Here is a 17,920-nt window from a genome sequence, read left to right as displayed (position 1 = left end):
GCAGATTGGATTAAGCGGCATGTTTGGAAAACGCGGAAATGAAGGTTCCGGAAAGGTCGGAGGGGCAATTGCTCCCCCGCCGCCGGCTCCGGCTGCCGCCCCTGCGGCCGCTGCTCCCTCCATTCTGGTCGAACCCTCGCGTGAGCCCGCACGCCAGCAGGTGACGCCACCGCCGATGCAGACGCCGCAGCGCAAGCGCCCTGTTCGCACCGACGAATATTACGACACCAAGGCGCAGGTCTTTTCCGCGCTGATCGATACGATCGATCTCTCCCAGCTTTCCAAGCTAGACGGCGAAAGCGCGCGCGAGGAAATCCGCGACATCGTCAACGACATCATCACCATCAAGAACTTTGCGATGTCGATCTCCGAGCAGGAAGAACTGCTCGAGGATATCTGCAACGATGTGCTCGGCTACGGTCCGCTGGAGCCGTTGCTGGCGCGCGACGATATCGCCGACATCATGGTCAACGGCGCCGGCCAGACGTTCATCGAAGTCGGCGGCAAGACGATCGAATCGGAGATCCGCTTCCGCGACAATGCGCAGCTTCTCTCGATCTGCCAGCGCATCGTCAGCCAGGTCGGCCGCCGCGTCGACGAATCGAGCCCGATCTGCGACGCCCGCCTGCCGGATGGCTCGCGCGTCAACGTCATCGCGCCGCCGCTGTCGATCGACGGGCCGGCACTCACCATCCGCAAATTCAAGAAGGACAAGCTGACGCTTGATCAGCTCGTCCGTTTCGGCGCGATCACGGCAGAAGGTGCGACCGTGCTGCAGATCATCGGCCGCGTGCGCTGCAATGTCGTCATTTCGGGCGGCACCGGCTCGGGCAAGACGACGCTGCTGAACTGCCTCACAAACTATATCGACAGGGACGAACGCGTGATCACCTGCGAGGATACGGCAGAACTGCAGCTGCAGCAGCCGCATGTCGTACGCTTGGAAACACGCCCGCCGAATATCGAAGGCGAGGGCGAGATTACCATGCGCGATCTCGTCAAGAACTGCCTGCGTATGCGCCCCGAGCGCATCATCGTCGGCGAAGTGCGCGGACCTGAAGTTTTCGACCTGCTGCAGGCGATGAATACCGGTCACGACGGCTCGATGGGCACCATCCACGCCAACACGCCGCGCGAATGCCTGAGCCGTATCGAATCGATGATTGCCATGGGCGGCTTCACCCTGCCGGCAAAGACGGTGCGCGAGATCATCTCCAGCTCGGTTGATGTGATCGTCCAGGCGGCGCGCCTTCGCGACGGTTCGCGCCGCATCACTCAGATCACCGAGGTGATCGGCATGGAAGGCGACGTCATCATCACCCAGGACCTGATGCGTTACGAGATCGAAGGCGAGGATGCCGGCGGCCGCCTGATCGGTCGGCATATGTCGACCGGCGTCGGCAAGCCGCATTTCTGGGATCGCGCCCGCTACTTCAACGAGGAAAAGCGTCTTGCCGCCGCCCTCGACGCGATGGAAGCGAAAACGAAGGATTAGGCGAGATGTTCGGGTTCGATCCGATAGTGCTGGCAATTGTCGTCCTCGCCGCCGTCGCCGCGGCGGCGGTCGCCTATGCGCTGATGTATTCTCGGATCGAGGCCGACAAGAAATCGGCAAGCCGCATCGACCGCGTCAAATCGGCCGAAAGCGACCGGGTGAAGGTCAAGGCTGCCCGAGACCGGGTGCAGGAAATGTCGAAGCGCCGGAAATCGGTGCAGGACAATCTCAAGGATCTGGAAAAGCGCCAGCACGAAAAGACCAAGAAGACCCTGTCGATGAAATCCCGGCTGGTGCAGGCCGGTTTGGCGGTCACGGTCGGGAGATTCTATCTGATCAGTGCCTTCTTCGCCTGCGTGCTGCTGCTCATGGCTTTCATCATCGGCATGTCGCCGATGGTGATGATCGGTATTGCCGTCGTCGCCGGTCTCGGCCTGCCGCGCTGGATCGTCGGTTTCCTGATCAAGCGCCGCCAGAACAAGTTCCTCAACGAGCTCCCCAATGCGCTTGACGTCATCACCCGCTCGATCAAATCGGGCCTGCCGCTCAACGATGCGATCCGCCTCATCGCCACCGAAGGCACAGAGCCGGTCAAGAGCGAGTTCCGGCGGGTGATCGAGGCACAGCAGGTCGGCCTCAGCATTCCCGACGCCTGCGCCCGCATGACGCTCCATATGCCGCTCCAGGAAGTCAACTTCTTCGCCATCGTCATCGCCATCCAGTCACAGGCCGGCGGCAATTTGTCGGAAGCGATCGGCAACCTCTCCAAGGTGCTGCGCGAGCGCCGGAAGATGAAGGCCAAGGTCTCGGCGCTTTCGATGGAAGCCAAGGCGTCGGCGGTCATCATCGGTGCGCTGCCCTTCATCGTCGCGACCCTCGTCTATCTGACGTCGCCAAGCTACATGATGATCCTTTTCACCGATCCGCGCGGACACCTCATCATGGGTATCTCGGCGATCTGGATGTCGATCGGCATCTTCGTCATGCGCAACATGGTCAATTTTGACATTTAGCCGGAAGGACGCACCATGTCGCAGGACCTTGCCGCAACCCTGACCAATCCAAGCATGCTGATCGCGCTCCTCGTGGCGATCGCGGTCTTCGCCACGTTTTATACGATCGCCGTCCCCTTCTTCGAACGGGGCGATCTCAACAAGCGTATGAAAGCCGTTTCGACCGAGCGCGAGCAGATCCGCGCGCGCGAACGCGCCCGCATGAACACCGAAACCGGCGCCGGCAAGGCATCGCTCAGGAACCAGAACAATCGCTCGGTCCGCCAGATCGTCGAGCGCTTCAACCTGCGCAAGGCGCTCGTCGACGAGAATACGGTCAACAAGCTGCGTGCCGCTGGGTTTCGCTCGGAGAACGCGCTGAATACTTTCCTGGTGGCGCGTTTTCTGCTGCCCTTCCTTTTCCTGGCGCTTGCCACCTTCTGGGTCTTCGGCCTCGGCAATCTCGCCGACAGGGGCACGCCCATCCGCGTCTTTGCCGTTATCGGCATCGGCTATCTCGGCTTCTACTCGCCGAACATCTATATCTCGAACCGTATGGGCAAGCGTCAGCACTCGATCAAGCGTGCCTGGCCGGATGCGCTCGATCTCATGCTGATCTGCGTCGAATCCGGCATTTCGATCGAGGCGGCGATGCGTCGTGTGTCGGAAGAACTCGGCGAGCAGTCGCCGGCGCTCGCCGAAGAGATGGTGCTGACCACGGCCGAACTCTCCTTCCTGCCGGATCGCCGCGTGGCGCTCGAAAATCTTGCCACGCGCACCCAGATTGAACTGGTGCGCTCGGTCACCCAGGCGCTGATCCAGGCCGATCGCTACGGTACGCCGGTGGCGCAGGCGCTGCGTGTCCTCGCTCAGGAAGGGCGCGACGAGCGCATGAACGAGGCGGAAAAGAAGGCGGCCGCCCTGCCGCCGAAACTGACGGTGCCGATGATCCTGTTCTTCCTGCCGGTGCTGATCGCCGTCATTCTCGGCCCGGCCGGCATCCAGGTGTCGGACAAGTTCTGAGGCTTGCCGCCGTCTAAACCGGTTCCGATTTGAGGAATAATGCAGTAGTCTTCGATCCCTCACGAGGGGTCCGGAATGTCTTCCGCAGGCGTTTTCATCAGTATCATGGCAGCTCTGGCGGTCGGCGCGATGAGCCCCGGCCCGAGCTTCGTCGTCGTCTCCAGGATTGCCATTTCGCGGTCACGGCTGGACGGTCTTGCCGCCGCACTCGGCATGGGCGCCGGCGGCGTGTTTTTTGCCGTGCTGGCGCTCGCCGGTCTGACGGCGCTGCTGTCGCAGTTCGAATGGCTCTATATCCTGCTCAAGGTCGCCGGCGGCGCCTACCTCGTCTATATCGCCGTTAATATCTGGAGAGGCGCTGCGCAGCCGCTGGAAGTTTCCGAAGCCGGCGATGGCCATCGCGCACCGAGGCTGAGCTTCACGACCGCGCTTTTGACCCAGCTCAGCAACCCGAAGACGATCATCGTCTATGCCAGCCTCTTTGCCGCGCTTCTGCCGAGGACGGTGCCGCTCGGTCTGATGGTCGCGCTGCCGTTCGGCGTCTTTGCGGTGGAGGCGGGGTGGTATTCGATCGTGGCGCTGGCCTTTTCGGCCCGCCATCCGCGGCGGCTCTACCTCGCGGCGAAGAGCTGGATCGACCGGGCCGCCGGTGCGGTCATGGGCGGCCTCGGACTTCGTCTTATACTTTCAGCCCTGAGCGCCCGCTAAAGCATCGTCAGTTGGTGTTGCCGGCGTCTGCGGCGCCCGGCGTCTTGTCCTTGGCGGCAAGCTTCTGCCAGGAGTTCTGCTGCGAGAGCATGCCGCGGAGATAGGCGACATTGGCATCGGCCTGCTGCGGCGAAAGTTCGCGCCGCGCGATCTGCTCGGCCTCCGGGAAACGTCCCTGCAGGCCGACGACGAGCGCAAGGTTCTGCCTGACGCGGCTGTCGGCTGACGGTTGGCCGGCGGCCGAGCGCAGATAGGTTTCGGCGGTGCGCAGATCGCCGGTCAGCACATAGGACATGCCGAGATTGGAAAGGATCGAGGGCTCGTTCGGCTGGATGTCGAGTGCGTCGCGGTAGCGCTGCCGGGCATCGCTTGCCCGGCCCATCTGGTCGAGGATCGCGCCTTCGGCCGAAATCAGCTTCCAGTCCGGACGATCCGGTGTCTGGGCGCGGCCGATCGTGTCGAGCGCCTGCTGGAACTGGCCGGCCGCCGCCTGCGCCTTGCCGTAGGCGGCCAGCACATTGCGGTCGGCGGGATTGCTGATCGCCACCTGCTGCATGACGGCGAGCGCCTGCGCATCACGGCCGTTCATGCGCAGCAGATTGGCATAGCTGACGCCGGTGACCGGATCGCGCGGGTTCTTTTCATAGGCCTGACCGAGGCGGTCGGTTGCCGACCGCAGCTCGGTCGCGTCCATCTCTTCGACCGGCTTGGTAAGCTTCGGCACCGAGCCTGTGGTCATCCGATCCTTGGTCGTCGAGCAGCCGGCAAGTGCCAGGACGAGCAGCGATGCGGCAACGCCCCGCAGGAGACGATGGGTGAATGTGGTGGTGAGCGAGGCCGGCATGATGCGTTCCCTGGATTCCGAAATCGGCGCCTGACCTCGAAGCGGAACAGGGAAAGGTTTGACGCAATCTTCGCTCCAGCAATAGTCTGTTAACCCTAACAGACCGTTAAGGAGTGATTCCTTACGACCGCCGAAGGACAATCATGGCCCCCTATCAGTTTATCGAGAGACCGACCCCTTTCAACACGAAGGGCGGTTCGACGCTGCCGATCTTTGCCGTCACCCCTGCCCATATCGAGACCGGCACGATCGATCCGATCGCGCTCGATTGGGCGCAGAGGGCGGGCTACAAGGCCGAAAGCGGGTCGCTGCTGCTGATCCCGACGGCCGAAGGCCATCTCGGCGGCGCGCTTTTTGGCCTCGGCACCAATCCCTCCGAGCAGCCTTACATTACCGGCAGGCTCGCCCGGACGCTGCCCGCCGGCGACTGGCACATCGAAACCGCACCGCTGACGGCAAATCGTCTGGCGCTCGGCTTTGGTCTCGGCAGCTATCGTTTCGACCGCTACAAGTCCGAAAAATCGCCGGCGGCGACGCTGATGATCCCTCGCGATGCCGACAGTGCCGACATCAAGCGCCAGCTCGCCGGCGTCTTTCTCGCCCGCGACCTCATCAATACGCCGACCAACGACATGGGACCGAACCAGCTCGAAACCGTGTTCCGTGGTTTGGCTGCACATTACAAGGCAGAGGTATCGGTTATCACGGGCGACGATCTGCTCGAGCAGAATTTCCCGCTGGTTCATACCGTCGGCCGCGCCAGTGCCGATGCGCCGCGCCTTCTCGAACTGCGCTGGGGCAAGAAGGGCCATCGCAAGGTGACCCTTGTCGGCAAGGGCGTCTGCTTCGATACCGGCGGCCTCGACATCAAGCCCGCCGCCTCCATGCTGCTGATGAAGAAGGATATGGGCGGCGCGGCGAATGTCATGGGGCTCGCGCTGATGATCATGGACGCCAAGCTGAAGGTCGATCTGCGCGTCATCGTCCCGGTCGTCGAAAATGCGATCTCCTCCAATGCCTTCCGCCCCGGCGACATCTATAAGAGCCGCAAGGGTCTGACCGTCCAGATCGACAATACCGATGCCGAAGGCCGTCTGATCCTTGCCGATGCGCTGGCCTATGCCGACGAGGAAGAGCCCGATCTCCTGATCGACATGGCGACGCTGACGGGCGCTGCCCGCGTCGCGCTGGGTCCCGATCTCCCGCCCTTCTTCACCGACGACGCCAATCTGGCGCATGACCTGACCGAAGCGAGCCTGGAAACCGACGATCCGATCTGGCGGCTGCCCCTCTATTCCGGCTACGACAAGGATATCCGCGCCAAATTCGCCGATCTCACCAACGCGCCGGCCGGCGGCATGGCGGGAGCGATTACCGCGGCCCTTTTCCTCAAGCGTTTCATCGGTAAGACCAAGAGTTGGGCGCATTTCGACATTTACGGCTGGGCCCAGTCCGAGCGGCCGCATTCGCCGGGCGGCGGTGAAGCGCAGGCAATCCGCGCGCTCTTCCATCATATCCGTGAGAGCCTGCGCTGACGGTGTAAACGAGGGCTGAGGGGCGGTCGCATCTTGCCCGCGCAGCCGATCGTTAAAATTTTATTCACCCTGCCGGGCGGCAATTCCTGCCGCCTCTTGCATGTCCATGGCAACTGCCGGAAAATGAAACGTTAGCGTAACGATTTTCCGGAGGGGCCGTGCCGATCGAACTGACCGCCTCGCAGGCGCTGGGACTCTGGCATGGCGTGGCGCTCGATCAGGTCCGCCACGATGACCGCGATTTGACGTTGCGCCAGATGGCGATCCTGCTGCATATTTATCTGGTGCCGCCGCCGCATACGGTGCGCGGGCTTGCCGCGACGCTTGAGGTCACCAAGCCGGTCATTACCCGCGCCTTGGACACGATGGGCGAGATGGGCCTGGTCGATCGTGTGCGCGACGACGCCGACCGGCGCAGCGTGATCATCAAGCGCACGGTCGGCGGCGCGCTATACCTGGAAAAGCTCGGCGACCTCGTCCGTGATCAGGCCCGCCGGCTGCCGCTCTGAGAGGCCATTTGAAAGGCCATCTGAAAGGAAACTCAATGACGATGCTCGACCGCCGCCTGCATGCCTATCGGTCGGACCTCGCCGAAGCGGGGCTTGAAGGCAAGGTGGAGGCGTTGCGCTTCGTCGAAGGCGCCCCGGCTCGCATTGTCATTCCGGTCGCGGCCTTGCGCCCCGAGCCCGACCTTGCGCGTGGCATCGACACCGAGCTTCTGCTTGGCGAGGGCGTGACGGTGTTCGATCGCGCCGATGGCTGGTGCTGGGTGAAAGCTGCTTCGGACGGCTATGTCGGTTACCTCTCTGCAGAGGCCCTGTCGCAAGGCTTGATGGCGCCGACCCATGTCGTCACCGTCCAGCGCACCTTCCTTTATCCGGAACCGGAGCTGCGCAAACCCCACCGGGCGATCCTGTCCATGGGAAGCCGCGTCCATGTCGCCGGCGAGGCGGAGGCGCGCGGCAATCGCTATGTCGTGCTGGAGGATGGAACCGCGATCTTCGCCAAACACGTCCAGCCGATCGGCGGGCTCGATGGCGCCGATTACGTCGAGATCGCAGCCCGTTTCCTGGAGACGCCCTATCTCTGGGGCGGACGCTCCGGCCTTGGCATCGATTGCTCCGGTCTTGTCCAGCTGGCAATGCTGATGACCGGCAGAGATGCGCCACGCGATACCGACATGCAGGCAGCCGGTCTCGGCCGGCCGATCGACCGTTCCGAAATCCGCCGCGGCGACCTGGTGTTCTGGAAGGGCCACGTGGCCGTCTTCGAGGATCCGGAAACCATCCTGCACGCCAACGGCCACAGCATGACGGTGGCGCGCGAGAATTTCGAGGCCGCCGTCAAACGCATCGGCTGGCTTTACGAGCAGCCGACCGACTACCGCCGTCCGATCGGCTGATCAGGGTCACGCCTCGCGCGGGTCGAGCAGATCGCGCAAGCCGTCGCCAAGCATGTTGAAACCGAAGACGGCGAGCGCAATGGCAAGGCCGGGCAGGATCGCCAGCCAGGGCGCAAGCGCCAGATAGGTTTGCGCCTCGGCCAGCATCCGTCCCCAGCTCGGCGCCGGCGGCGCCATGCCGAGCCCGAGGAAGCTGAGCCCGGCTTCGGTCAGGATCGCCAGCCCCAGCTGAATGGCGCCATGCACGATGATCTGGCTGATGATGTTCGGCAGCACATGGCGCAGTGAAATGCTCAGGCGCGTATTGCCGAGTGCGCGCGCCGCCGTCACATAATCGCGGCTCCAGGCCTGCAGCGAGGTCGCAAGCGTCACCCGTGCAAAGACCGGGATCATGAAGACTGCGATCGCGGTGATTGCCGTGAAACGCCCAGGCCCGAGAAAGGCGCCGAGCACCATGGCCGACAGGATCGGCGGCAGCGCGAAGATGACGTCGCAGAGGCGCATCAGCAGCGCTTCGAAAGGACCGCGGATCGCTGCCGCAGAAATGCCGGCGATCGAGCCCAGCGTCCCGCCGACCGCAACCGCGGTGATGGCGATCGACAGCGAATTCCAGCATCCCGCCATCAGCATCGACAGCACGTCGCGGCCGAACTGGTCGGTGCCGAGCAGGCCGAAGGCAAGCGGCGGCTGGAGCTTATGGATGATCTGCATTTTCGCCGGCGGCAGCGGCGTCCAGACGAGCGATAGCAGCCCAACGGCGGCCAGCATGCCGATAATCGCGGCTCCGGAAATCAGGTTAATTCGCCGGCCAAGTTTGAGGGTGCGGCGGCCGGCAGTGGCGCTGGAGATGATGGGAGCCATGCCTCAAACCGCCTTTCTCATCCTGGGATCGATCGCCAGATAAGAGAGATCGACGATGAAATTCACCATGATGACGAGGGCGGCGAAGAACAGCACGACATCCTGCATGACGATGATGTCGCGCTGGGCGAGCGCCTGCAGCGCCAGCCGCCCGAGGCCGGGCAGGTTGAAGACGTTTTCCACCAGCACCGCGCCGGCGACGAGAAAGGTGAATTGCAGCCCGATCATGGCGAGGATCGGGATCAGCGCGTTCGGCACGATATGCCGCCACAGCACCGCCCTACGAGACAGTCCTTTGGCGACGGCAGTACGGGCAAAATCCTCATGCATGGTCTCCAGCACCGCCGAGCGCGCCACCCGCGTCAACACGCCGGCCTGCGGCATCGCCAGCGCGACGGCCGGCATGACGAGCGCCTGCAACGCCGGCAGAAGGCCGGCACTCCAGCCCGGAAAGCCGCCGGCGGGCATCAGCCCGAGCATCGTCGAAAACAGGATGATCAGCAGCAGCGCCACCCAGAAGGCAGGCACGGCAATGCTGATCTGCGAAAACAGCGTGGCGATGACGTCGAAGGGACCGCCGCGGCGTGACGCGGCCAGCACCCCGAGCGGCAGCGCGATCGCCACCGAAAGCACGACCGCCATCAGCGCCAGCGGCAGCGTCACCGCCAGCCGCTCGACGATCAACCCGGCGACCGGGACGCCATAGGTGTAGGATTGGCCGAGATCGCCCGAAAATATGCCGGCCAGCCATCGCCCGTAACGCAGGATCAGCGGCTGATCGAGCCCGAGATCATGGCGCAGCGCCGCCAAGGTCTCCGGGCTTGCCGAAGTGCCGAGCATGATCGAGGCGGCATCGCCGGGTAGGAGATCCATGATGGCGAAGACCAGCAGCGAGACGATGAGGAGGGTGACGAGGAGGCCGGCGAAGCGGCGGGCGAGCAGGGCGATCATGCGGGCCGCGCTGCAGAGGTGGCTTGGCGGCTCTCCGATGCGCCGGCGGTGGGTTTGGCGAGAAGGTCAACCCTACTCTCCGTCCTCCTCGGCCTTGAGCCGAGGATCAATGCCGCGCCTGCTGATGGGTGCCGCGTGGATGCTCGGCTCAAGGCCGAGCATGACGGAGGGTGGGGTGGGCGGAAGGAGACCTCCGAGGCGCCGGCGCCAGGCGCGCCATCCGCTAGCGAAATCAAACAATGTCGGCCCGGGTTAAACTGACTTGGCGAGACAGAGGAAAGGTTGTGTCCTATATCGGCCAAATACATGTCGGATCCTTCCAAGGTCTCCTGCTCATCAGGGCCGCCTCACTCCTCCCACGAAACCCCGGACAATACATTGGACGGCATCGGCTCGTTCTCCCACAGCCCCTTCAGCTTCCTGTCCCACACACCGAGTTTCGGCATGACGAAGAGGTAGAGCGCCGGCACGTCCTCGGCGAGGATCTTCTGCGCCTCGCCGTAGATCGCATTCTGCGCGGTGGGATCGGTCGTCTCCTGGACCTTCTTCATCAGCGCGTTGAAGACGGGGTTCTTATAGTTAAAATAATAGGGATCGCGCCCATAGATGTCGATGTCGAGCGGCTCGGCATGGGCGACGATCGTCATGTCGAAGTTGCGGTCCTTCATGACGTCCTGGATCCATTTCGCCGGAAACTCGGTCGGCTCGATAATCATCGTCACGCCGATTTCGGCAAACATCGCCTGCATCACCTCGGCGCTGCGCGGCGCATAGGCCATCTGCGGCGATTTGATCGTGAAGGTGAAGCCATTGGGATAGCCGGCCTCAGTAAGCAGCGCCTTTGCCTTGCCGACATCGTAGGGAAGCACGCCGGTCATATCCTGATAACCCGGATCGTTCGGCGTGTAGTGGCTGCCGATCGGCGTGCCGAGGCCTGACCACGCGCCGTCGATCACCGTTTTGCGGTCGATCGCCATCATCAGCGCCTGGCGCACCCGCTTGTCGTCGAACGGCTTCCTGGCATTGTTCATGCCGGCGACGACCTTGAGTTCGGTATTGCCGATCCGGGTGACGAGCCTGGTATCGCCGTCGAAGGAACGCATTAATTCGGGTGCTGCAAATTCCGGAAAGGCATCGAGATCGCCGGATTTCAGCGCAGCCGCCTGCGCCTGCGGATCGGCGATGAAGCGGAAGGTCACCTTGTCGAGCTTGGCGGCCGCAGCCTTGTTCCAGTAGTCGGCATTCTTTTCCAGTTCGACCTTGTCGCCCTTCGCCCAGCCGACAAATTTGAAGGGACCGGTGCCCACCGGGGTGACCTTGTCGCCGGCCGCCGTCTTCGGCGCCACCATCACAGAAGCCGGCCAGCCGAGCCAATAGATCAGGCTGCCGGTCGGTGCCGAGAGATGCAGCACCAGCGTTTCGGCATCGGGCGTATCGATCGAGGCGATCGAGGCGAAGAAGCGCTTCTGCGGATTGACCGAATCGGCGCCGCGGGCGCGGTCGAGCGAAAATTTGGCGCTGGCGGCATTGAAGGCCTCGCCGTCATGGAATGTGACGCCGGTCTGCAGCTTGAACGTATAGGTCAGGCCATCGGGAGAAATCTCCCAGCTTTTCGCCAGTTGCGGCTGGACCTTGCCGGCCTGGTCGATGCTCACCAGGCCCTCGAAGACGTTTTGCCAGGTCACCTGGCCGATCGCCACCGGTGCCGCGACCGTCGGGTCGAGGCCGGTCGGCTCGACGCTCATGCCGAGAGTGAGGCTGCTCTTCGCCGCCTCGGCCGGCGCCATCGCCGCCATCATCAGTCCCGCCGTAAGCGCAGCCCTGAAGGAAATCTGCCGGGTAAAGCGCGCCGACGGCGCGAAAGAAACCTTGATCATCGTGTCCCTGTCCGGCCGCGCTTAGGGCGAAGGCCTTTCATCAATAGGCTGCGGCCTACTCCGTGCACACATTATGATGATTTTTAACGAACGGTGTAGCCAAAACAGCTACACAGCAAATCCGCTGCAAATGCAAGCGTCAGCCTTTGATCTCCGCGCGTTCGCGCATGAAGTTTTCGATGAAGTCAACCAAGGTCGCCGCCGCAAAAGATAACTGCCGGTCGGGCGCGACGCAGAGATCGACATGGGTGCGAATGCTCTCGCCGGCAAGCGGGATGGCGCGCAGCTGGCCAGCTTCGATCTCGCGGCGAACGGCAAGCGCCGGCAGTAAGGTGGCGGCAGCCCCGCTGAGGACAAGCTCCTTCAGCATCTCGATCGAACTCGTGACGAAAACGGGATCGAGCTCCAGTCCCTCCTTTTCGATCAGCGCGTCGAAGGCTTGACGGAAACCAAAAGAATGCTCCGGCAGCGCCAGCGGGTAGTCGGCAAGTGTCCTCAAGCGGATATCGGGCTGAGCAGCAGCCGGATGCTGCGGCGCGACGATAAGATCATAGGCGATTTCGGAGCGCAGCCGGACCTTGGTGCCTGATATGACCGGCGCAAACAGCGTCACGGCGATATCCGCCGCGGCGCTGCTGACGGCGTCGACGGCCTGCCGCGCGCTGCTGATCGTCACTGTGAAGCGCAGCTTTGGATATTTCAGGCTGAATTCCGCAAGCACCGGCGCCAGCAGACTGGTGAGTGTGGCGCCGTTGGCATAGATGCTGACATGGCCGTGTTGCAGGCCCTTCAGGTCTTCGATCAGTTGCTGGACGTGATCGAGTTCGCGTAGCGTGCGGCCGGCGCGGGCGGCAAGCAGCTCACCGGCAGCCGTCAGCTTGACGCCGCGGGAGCTGCGCTCGACCAGCGGTGCGCCGAAATGAGATTCGAGATTTTCGATCTGCCGGCTGATCGCCGTCGGCGCGACATTGAGGTTTTCGGCCGCCTGGCGCATCGAATTGGTCCTGACCAGCTCGTCGAAATACATCAGCGCCCGGATCTGCATTCACGTCTCTCCGCCATTCTGTCGGGGCTGGACCCTATTCAATCATTGCCCGTCAGGATAGCGGTCACGCCACGCCTTTTGCGCGCCCTCGGCCGGCAGCGCGGTGGCGGCGTAGACGCCGCGGGCGATCGCCCGCGCCATGACGATGGTGGCAAGATGGCAAAGCTCCATCAGGCTCGCCATGTCGTCTCGGCGATGCCTGGCCGTCGAAGCGGCAAAAACGGTGTCGCCGTCGAGCGGCAGGTGCGCCGGCAGCAGCGCCCGGGCAAGACCGTCATGGCCGGCGAGCGACAGCCGGTGCGCCTCGGCCTTTGTCAGCTGCGCGTCGGTCACCACCGCACCGATCGTCGTTGCCGGCGTATTCATTCCCTTGAGCCGCATCCTGTGATCCGCGATCGCAGGCATGCCGAGCCCGCCGAATTCCGCGTCTCTCTCGAAGGGGGCTGCCCAGAAATGCGGCCCGTCGCCGATCGTTGCCGAGCCGAGCGCATTGACCGCGACGATGGCCGCGACGCGATGCCCGGCGCTGCTGGCCGCGCTGGCCGAGCCGAGACCACCCTTGAAGGTGGCCGTCGTCGCTCCCGTGCCGGCACCTGTCGTGCCGAGCGCGAAGGCGCCCTTGGCTGCCGCCTTCAAGGCCGCATAGCCCATGTCGCGATAGGGCGAGTGCAGGCCCCAATCCTTGTCGCCGCCGTTCAGCAGATCCATCAGGATCGCCTGCGGCACGATCGGTATGCGCACCGGCCCGACCGCGAAGCCGCGGCCGAGTTCGCGCAAACCCGCCTGCACGCCGCCGGCGGCATCCAGCCCGAAAGCCGAGCCGCCGGAGAGCACGAAGGCATCGACGGCGTTGACGGTCATCGACGGGTCCAGCAGGCCGGTGTCGCGCCCGCCCGGCGCGCCGCCGAGCACCGTGCCGGAGGCGACGGCCGGCGCGTCGAAGACAATGACTGTGACGCCGGAACCGAGCGCAAGGTCGGTGGCGTGGCCGACGGAAACGCCTTCGATGTCGGTGATCAGGTTGAGAAGATCGGGCAAGGGCGGATCCTTATGCGGATGGGCGCTGATAGGACTGCAATTGCCTTCAAAAAACAAGACCGGCCCCAAATGGCGGGACCGGTCGGAGATCGGGAAAAGCCGTGAATGCTATTGCCGGCCTCATGCCCTCAGGCATGAAGCGGCTTTGGATGACGGCGGGTCATCAGGTCGTGGATGGCCAGCCGCACCTCGTCCGGCGAGCCGAAACGCTGCTCGTCGAGGTCGTGGACATGAAATTTCACGGCGATGAACTTCAGCCGGTCTTGATCGGGAATGACGATCCCGACGGGAACGCCTGCATATTCGATAACTTGCTTCTTCATAGATAGAACTCCTGCCGCGCGATATGCGCAGCCATGGCGAATTGACTTGTCTGGTACCGTTGAAAGGAGGACGAACGTCACATTCGACAGTTCGGGCGGGAGAGGGCGCCCGGACGGTCATTGCCAAGCACAGATCGCCCAAGGTCGGCGAGAATATCGATGTCTATCATGCTCGTTCCTTGCGTTGGCGTTGCACTTGAGAGGTCCCGGAAGAGCCCGGGCCCGGCGATGGCTGCTTTTGATAATCTACCAACTTGGTAGAGATTACCCTGCGGCCTGTCAGAAACATATTCCGAAACGTGTCAAAATATCGACGATCCGAAAAAATTCATTCCATACCAGCCGAACTTTACGGAAAGAAACATATCAGCTCTTCGTAAACTTCGCATGACAGAATCGAAACTCTTTCCATCGCCGCAGCAGACATAGGAAGCCCCGCTGATTCAGGCAATGGGCCGTTTCATTAAAAATCGAAATGCCTCGAAATGAACGATTTGGTTAAGGCCGCAAGCCCTTGTCACCAGCCTTCATCGAGCACCTTTTCCAGCATGTCCGCGAAGAAATCCGCGCTTTCGGTGCTGAGGCACAGCGGCGGTTTGATTTTCAGAACATTTTGGTGATCGCCGGTCGGTTGCATGATGACGCCGAGGCTCAGCAGCCGCTCGCAGATGGCCGCCGTCTCCTCGGTCGCCGGTTCCAGCGTCGTTCTGTCGCGGACGAATTCGAGCCCGAGATAGAGGCCCATGCCGTGCACGGCGCCGGCGATCGGGTGGCGGTCGATCAGCGCGGCAAGCCGCGCCTTCAGATGGTCGCCGACCTCTCGCGCATTTTCCTGCAGCTTTTCCTCGGCCATGATGTCGAGCACCGTCAAGCCGGCGACGCAACTGACTGGGCTGCCGCCGGTGGAGGAAAAGAACGTGCCCTCCTTCTCCAGCGACCGAGCGATCTCCCGGGTGGTGATGACGGCGCCGAGCGGATGGCCGTTGCCCATGCCCTTGGCGATAGTGACGATGTCGGGCACGACCCCTTGCTGCTCGAAGCCCCAGAAATAATGGCCGAGCCTGGAATAGCCGACCTGCACTTCGTCGGCGATGCAGAGGCCGCCGCGGGCGCGCACCTGCGCATAGACCTGGGTGAGATACCCGTCCGGCAGCGGAATGCCGCCGGCATTACCGTAGACCGATTCGCAGATGAAGCCGGCAAGGCCCTCGCCGGCGGCGTCGATCGCCTCCAGCACCGGCGTTATCGCGCCGAGATAACCGGCCGCCGTATCGGGGCCGCGGAATGCGCCGCGATAGGTATTCGGCGACACGACGGCATGCACCCAGTCCGGCCGGGTGGTCAGAGCCTCAGGATTGTCGGCAATCGAGGTGGAGACCGCGTCACTTGCCGACGACCAGCCATGATAGGCTTCGAGCAGGCAGAGCATGTTGCGCGCGCCGCTGTGAGCCTGCGCCAGCCGGATCGCCAGATCGTTCGCCTCCGAGCCGCTGTTGACCAGGAAGACCGCGTCGAGCCCATCCGGTAAAAGTGCCGCGAGCCGCTCGGAAAATTCCGTGATCGCGGCATAGTGAAAACGTGAATTGGTGTTGAGCAGCAGCCATTGGGTGCTGATCGCCGCCGCAAGCTTGGGATGGCCGTGGCCGAGAATGGAGACATTGTTGACCATGTCGAGATAGGCGCGGCCCTCGACATCGAACAGATGCTCCTTCCAGCCGCGCTCGATCTGCGGCGGCGCTGCGTAATAATTCTTCTGAGCCCCTGCCAGATGCGCCTGCCGCCTGGCGAGCAGCGCGGCGGTTTCAGGTTTCGGCGCATCGGCTCCAGGGCCGAGAAGCAGCGAGGGCGAAGGGCAGAGCGCCGACCAGGCTGCCGTCTCGCGCGGCGTGGCAAAGAGCGGTGGCTCGAGCCCCGCGACAGTGCAAAGCTGGACGCGCAGCCCACCGAGCGATGAAGCCTCGCCGACGACCGTGCCGAGCGGCTCGCCGCCGGCAATCTCGGCGCCGTCCTCGACCGAGAGGTCGAGCCCGTCGAGATGCAGGGTCATGCCGTCGCCGGTCAGCGTCAGATGCTGGTCCTTCCAGCCGATGCGGCCGGCAAAGGGCGCGGCAACCGCGCTGCCGGCGGCAAGGCATATATCGATATGCAGGGCGCAGGTCGCCTGTCTCCCGGCGGTTCCCGCCCGGGACAACCGATATTCGCCATAACGCGTCGCTGCCGTGCCGTTTTCGGTTGCAGCCCGGGCAAGCAGCCGCCAGTCCATGTCGGCATTCAGCCAGTTGCCGGCGGAAAAATGCGGGCTTCGCACCCCGAGGTCGACATAGGCGATCCCGGCGGGATCGATGTCGGGCAGCAGCGGCAACCATCCGGATGTTTCCGGGGCGGCGACATCCACGCCGGCCGCTTTGAGGATTGCGGCTTCCATCAATTCGAAGGGAACGGACATCGCGGTATCGAAGATCGCCCGCTCGCGATCGAGATTGCCGCGGACATATTCATTATCGGGGTCGATCGAAATCTGCTGCTCGCTGCTCGCGACGAGAATGACCGCGCGGGCGACGACCAATGGCCAGAGCGCCTTCAACTCCTCGTCCGTCAGCGGATAGATCGCCTGATAGGCGGTGACGGCGGGCAGGATATGAAAAGGGTCGCCCTCGGCCTGATGCAGCAGCGAGGCGCATGTGACGGCGAGGTCGCCGACCAGCCAGCCGCGAATGATGTCGCCGAAATCGATCACCCCGTCGGGAATGATATGGCCATGGGCACTGCGATGGCCGACGACATTGTCGCCGGTGACGTCGTGATGCACTGCCTGCAGCCGAAGCGACGGCGCCAAGGGCTGGATGCGGCGAACGGCCATTACCATCGTCTTGGCGATTCGGTCGCGCGCGGCGCTGTCGGTGATGGCGGAAAGCAGCTGCACGGCGACCGGCCCGGCCCGCCGGAGATCCCATTGCAGGCTACGGTCGAGGCCGGGATGGTTGAAATCGGCAAGCGTCTGCGCCAGCCTAGCGCAGAGCGCGCCGAGTGCGGCGACGGACGCCGGCGCCAGGTAGGTCAGTTCCGTCAGCCCCTGGCCTTCCAGATATTCCAGCAGCCGGACCTGGCAGCCCTGCCCGCGCACGGTCAGCACGACGATCTCCCGCCCGTCATTGGTGGCGATCACATTGGGAACGCGTGGCGCATCCTGTTTGCTGTTGAGGTGATGGATCGCCGCATTCTGCGCTTCGAGTTCGCGGGTCTCGTAGGCCGCATGGCAGATCTTCAGCACGTAGCGGCCGCGATCGCTGTCGATGCGGTAATTCCGATCCTGCTGACTGCCGAGCTCGGTTATGGTGCCGGACAGGCTGTAATGGGCAAGAAGGATTTCTTCCGCGTCCGCGACGGTGACGTCGGGACGCGGCAGCGTCATGCGATCAACAAGCGCCTCGTCGGTCATGACACCCCTCCCGCAGCATGATTCGATTACCTATTGGCGATAATCAAATACTTGCTGCTGGCAGGCAACGGGAGATTGTCGTTGCCTGTAAAAGAGATGTGGGTCTCGACCGCGCTCAACCCATGCGTTCGGAGGCGTAGCTGCCCGGGCTGGCCGGGAAGACCACGGTTCTATTGCCGTTGATGAAGGTGCGGTGGTGGATATGGGCGTGGATGGCGCGGGCCAGCACCTGGCTTTCGACGTCGCGGCCGATCGAGACATAGTCGTCGGGCGACTGGGCATGGGTGATGCGAGCCGTATCCTGCTCGATGATCGGGCCTTCGTCGAGGTCGGCGGTGACGTAATGGGCGGTGGCGCCGATCAGTTTGACGCCGCGGCCATAGGCCT

Annotated in this window: 16 protein-coding genes; 7 read left to right on the top strand and 9 right to left on the bottom strand. The window is 63.4% G+C overall.

The genetic code is table 11. The annotated features are described in order from the left end of the window. The first annotated feature begins 19 nt into the window (after positions 1 to 19). From ATY75_RS01900 to ATY75_RS01885, 4 genes are all read left to right on the top strand, one after another. Positions 20 to 1,495, top strand: a complete 1,476-nt coding sequence (locus ATY75_RS01900; protein ID WP_064835829.1) for a CpaF family protein — start codon at positions 20 to 22, stop codon at positions 1,493 to 1,495. A 5-nt stretch (positions 1,496 to 1,500) separates the two neighbouring features. After that, on the top strand, positions 1,501 to 2,508 hold the full coding sequence (locus ATY75_RS01895; protein ID WP_088936265.1) for a type II secretion system F family protein: 1,008 nt from the start codon (positions 1,501 to 1,503) through the stop codon (positions 2,506 to 2,508). A 15-nt stretch (positions 2,509 to 2,523) separates the two neighbouring features. Continuing rightward, positions 2,524 to 3,510 carry a type II secretion system F family protein gene (locus ATY75_RS01890; protein WP_088936264.1) on the top strand — a complete coding sequence of 329 codons (987 nt, stop codon included), beginning with the start codon at positions 2,524 to 2,526 and terminating at the stop codon, positions 3,508 to 3,510. Positions 3,511 to 3,585: 75 nt separating this feature from the next. After that, entirely contained in the window at positions 3,586 to 4,218 is a 633-nt protein-coding gene (locus ATY75_RS01885) for a LysE family translocator (protein WP_088936263.1), read from the top strand. Between the two features lie 7 nt (positions 4,219 to 4,225). Here the strand turns inward: ATY75_RS01885 and ATY75_RS01880 are convergent, their stop codons facing one another. Continuing rightward, positions 4,226 to 5,062 carry a tetratricopeptide repeat protein gene (locus ATY75_RS01880; protein WP_088936262.1) on the bottom strand — a complete coding sequence of 279 codons (837 nt, stop codon included), beginning with the start codon at positions 5,060 to 5,062 and terminating at the stop codon, positions 4,226 to 4,228. 143 nt (positions 5,063 to 5,205) lie between these two features. Between ATY75_RS01880 and ATY75_RS01875 the strand changes: the two genes are divergently transcribed. From ATY75_RS01875 to ATY75_RS01865, 3 genes are all read left to right on the top strand, one after another. Continuing rightward, positions 5,206 to 6,597 (top strand): M17 family metallopeptidase, encoded by a 1,392-nt coding sequence (locus ATY75_RS01875; RefSeq protein ID WP_088936261.1) that lies wholly within the window; start codon positions 5,206 to 5,208, stop codon positions 6,595 to 6,597. A gap of 158 nt (positions 6,598 to 6,755) precedes the next feature. After that, positions 6,756 to 7,106, top strand: coding sequence for a MarR family winged helix-turn-helix transcriptional regulator (locus ATY75_RS01870; RefSeq protein WP_007634042.1), 351 nt, complete (start codon positions 6,756 to 6,758; stop codon positions 7,104 to 7,106). Between the two features lie 35 nt (positions 7,107 to 7,141). Next, entirely contained in the window at positions 7,142 to 7,999 is an 858-nt protein-coding gene (locus ATY75_RS01865) for an NlpC/P60 family protein (RefSeq protein WP_088936260.1), read from the top strand. Positions 8,000 to 8,005: 6 nt separating this feature from the next. Here the strand turns inward: ATY75_RS01865 and ATY75_RS01860 are convergent, their stop codons facing one another. The 8 genes from ATY75_RS01860 to ATY75_RS01825 all read right to left on the bottom strand — a co-directional run. Next, complete coding sequence (locus tag ATY75_RS01860) at positions 8,006 to 8,860, bottom strand: ABC transporter permease (protein ID WP_088936259.1); 855 nt, start codon at positions 8,858 to 8,860, stop codon at positions 8,006 to 8,008. Between the two features lie 3 nt (positions 8,861 to 8,863). Further along, positions 8,864 to 9,811 (bottom strand): ABC transporter permease, encoded by a 948-nt coding sequence (locus tag ATY75_RS01855; protein WP_088936258.1) that lies wholly within the window; start codon positions 9,809 to 9,811, stop codon positions 8,864 to 8,866. Between the two features lie 347 nt (positions 9,812 to 10,158). Then, positions 10,159 to 11,688, bottom strand: a complete 1,530-nt coding sequence (locus ATY75_RS01850; protein WP_088936257.1) for an ABC transporter substrate-binding protein — start codon at positions 11,686 to 11,688, stop codon at positions 10,159 to 10,161. A gap of 139 nt (positions 11,689 to 11,827) precedes the next feature. Then, positions 11,828 to 12,733 (bottom strand): LysR family transcriptional regulator, encoded by a 906-nt coding sequence (locus tag ATY75_RS01845; RefSeq protein WP_088936256.1) that lies wholly within the window; start codon positions 12,731 to 12,733, stop codon positions 11,828 to 11,830. 42 nt (positions 12,734 to 12,775) lie between these two features. Further along, positions 12,776 to 13,771, bottom strand: coding sequence for a P1 family peptidase (locus ATY75_RS01840; protein ID WP_088936255.1), 996 nt, complete (start codon positions 13,769 to 13,771; stop codon positions 12,776 to 12,778). Positions 13,772 to 13,899: 128 nt separating this feature from the next. Further along, positions 13,900 to 14,094, bottom strand: a complete 195-nt coding sequence (locus ATY75_RS01835; protein ID WP_064835855.1) for a hypothetical protein — start codon at positions 14,092 to 14,094, stop codon at positions 13,900 to 13,902. Positions 14,095 to 14,611: 517 nt separating this feature from the next. Further along, a complete protein-coding gene (locus ATY75_RS01830; RefSeq protein WP_088936254.1) occupies positions 14,612 to 17,533 on the bottom strand; it encodes an aminotransferase in 2,922 nt (973 codons plus the stop codon). A 115-nt stretch (positions 17,534 to 17,648) separates the two neighbouring features. Continuing rightward, positions 17,649 to 17,920: formyltransferase family protein (locus tag ATY75_RS01825; RefSeq protein ID WP_280950563.1), on the bottom strand; the 272-nt coding region annotated here is incomplete at its 5' end.

The organism is Rhizobium sp. N122, from assembly GCF_002211295.1.
Lineage (GTDB): Bacteria > Pseudomonadota > Alphaproteobacteria > Rhizobiales > Rhizobiaceae > Rhizobium.
The sequence above is the reverse complement of the archived record's forward strand: the minus strand, read 5'-3'. Positions and strand labels throughout refer to the sequence as shown.